This is a genomic window from Longimicrobium sp. (assembly GCF_036554565.1).
In the GTDB taxonomy this organism is placed as follows: domain Bacteria; phylum Gemmatimonadota; class Gemmatimonadetes; order Longimicrobiales; family Longimicrobiaceae; genus Longimicrobium.
Map to the genome: position 1 here is coordinate 1 of NZ_DATBNB010000056.1, position 2,021 is coordinate 2,021.

General features: G+C 67.5%; 3 protein-coding genes. 2 read left to right on the forward strand and 1 reads right to left on the reverse strand.

The features are described from left to right. Positions 1 to 182: 182 nt before the first annotated feature. A complete protein-coding gene (locus VIB55_RS01505) occupies positions 183 to 971 on the forward strand; it encodes an FRG domain-containing protein (protein WP_331874891.1) in 789 nt (262 codons plus the stop codon). A gap of 89 nt (positions 972 to 1,060) precedes the next feature. Next, complete coding sequence (locus VIB55_RS01510) at positions 1,061 to 1,834, forward strand: AAA family ATPase (RefSeq protein ID WP_331874893.1); 774 nt, start codon at positions 1,061 to 1,063, stop codon at positions 1,832 to 1,834. On the opposite strand, the gene VIB55_RS01515 is transcribed toward VIB55_RS01510, so the two are convergent. After that, on the reverse strand, positions 1,827 to 2,021 hold a 195-nt coding region (locus VIB55_RS01515), incomplete at its 5' end, for a hypothetical protein (RefSeq protein WP_331874892.1). The two genes, VIB55_RS01510 and VIB55_RS01515, sit on opposite strands and share 8 nt — an antisense overlap.

A 2,021-nucleotide genomic window follows, 5' to 3' on the forward strand; every position in this document is an offset into this window, starting at 1 on the left:
CACGCAACGTCAACGCGCCGCCACGTCCGAGTGGAGTGCATACTAATCACTCCAGCGCACGTGTCCAGTTTGTTCTTTTTACGCCACGGACGACACTGTTTGCGCGTTGCTGGCCCGTGCGTACGCTTGTTGCCGAGTGGATGGCGGAAGACAGCGGAGGGGATCACAGCGAGGGCGTGAGGATGTCGGAAATCCGGGTTTCGGACTGGACCGAGCTGAACGAGCAGCTGTACCAGAACGCCTACAACGAGCAGATCGGGCGTATCCGCTCGTCGTACGTGTTCCGCGGCGTGTCGCAGGCGGACTACGCGCTCACCACCAGCCTGTGCCGGCTGGGGGGCGACTTCGCGCGGATGGAGCAGCACCTGCTGCGCAACTTTCGCAAGTACGCGCCGCGAAAGGGGCACGAGGTAGACTCCATCTGGAACTGGATGGCGCTGGGGCAGCACCACGGCCTCCCCACCCGGCTGATGGACTGGACGTTTTCGCCCCAGGTGGCCATGCACTTCGCCACCGCGCGGCTGGACCAGTTCGGCGCCGACGGGGTGATCTGGGCGGTGGATTTCGGGGCCGCGCACGCGCTGCTTCCCAAGACCCTCCGCGACGAGATGGAGTCCGAAGAGGCCGACGTGTTCACGGTCGAGATGCTCCAGCGGCGCGCCCAGACGCTGGAAGAGTTCGATGCGCTCGCCGACGAGGACTTCGTGGTGTTCCTGGAGCCGCCCTCGCTGGACGAGCGGATCGTCAACCAGTACGCCGTCTTCGCGCTCATGTCGAGCCCGGAGGCGAAGCTGGAGGACTGGATGCAGACGCACCCGGACCTGTTCCGGAAGATCGTGATCCCGGCCGAGCTCAAGTGGGAGGTGCGCGACAAGCTGGACCAGGCCAACGTCACCGAACGCGTGCTGCTCCCCGGCCTCGACGGCCTGAGCGCCTGGCTGAAGCGCTACTACAGCCCGCGGTGCCCCTGATGCTCATGGAAGCGGATGTTGCCGAGAGGAACCCGGCCGCACCGGATGCGTCTCCAGTCCGGCGGACCACCGAGCATCCCGTGGCGGAGATGGAGATCGCCGACGACGCCCTGGTGATCCTGGTCGGGCCGTCGGGGTGCGGAAAGAGCACCTTCGCCCGCACGCGCTTCCCCGCGAACGAGATCGTGTCGTCCGACGATTGCCGCCGCATGGTGTCGGACGACGAAGGGAGCCAGGCCGCGAGCCGCGCGGCCTTCGCGGTGTTCGACGCCCTCGTCTATGGCCGGCTCGCCCACGGCCGCAGGGCCGTCGCCGACGCCACCAACCTGTCGCCGTGGAGCCGGGAGCGGCTGCGCGAGATGGCCGCCGAGCACGGGCGCCCGGTGGTGGCCATCGCCTTCGACGCCCCGCTGGACCTGTGCGTCGCCCGGCAGCAGACGCGCGAGCGCCGCGTGGCCGCCGAGGTGGTGGAACTCCATCATGCGCACATGCAGCAAGCCCTCGCCGAGCTCCCCGGCGAGGGCTACACCCACCTGTACATCGTCCGTCCCAAGATCAAGCCCCGGCCGAGCGGACCTGCATACCGGTACGGAGATTTTCCGGAGCTGTTCTGGGATCTTCAGAAAGACGTGGAGCTCGACCCCGAGAACCCGTCCGTCATCGCTCGCGTGCTGCAGGAAGGGGATAGCAAGACCTTGTGGAAGCTCATTCCCCCGGAAACCCTGATCCGCCGCTTTCCCGAACTGGTCCTTCCCAACCACCTCCGCGCGTTCTGGACGCTCGTGATCCAGAAGATCAAGGAAGGGCGGAGCGCCGACGAATGGAGCGGCACCACCACCACGGAGGTACGCCCGATCAGGTAACTTCCTGGAGGCGCGCGATGTAGCCCGTGAGGCGTTCGGATACCTCGCCGAGCGACCGGGTGGCGCGCTCGATCTCTTCCAGCGTCTGCGCCTGCAGGCGCGCGGCTTCGGCGACGACGGTGGCGCCCTCGCCGTTGGCGTCGGCGATGCTCGCGACGGCGGCGAACTCGTCGCGCAGCCCCGCCAC

What these genes read in the sequence shown, in the direction of transcription:
- VIB55_RS01505 (WP_331874891.1), top strand. Translation starts at nt 183, where the DNA reads ATGTCGGAAATCCGGGTTTCGGACTGGACCGAGCTGAACGAGCAGCTG.
- VIB55_RS01510 (WP_331874893.1), top strand. Translation starts at nt 1,061, where the DNA reads ATGGAGATCGCCGACGACGCCCTGGTGATCCTGGTCGGGCCGTCGGGG.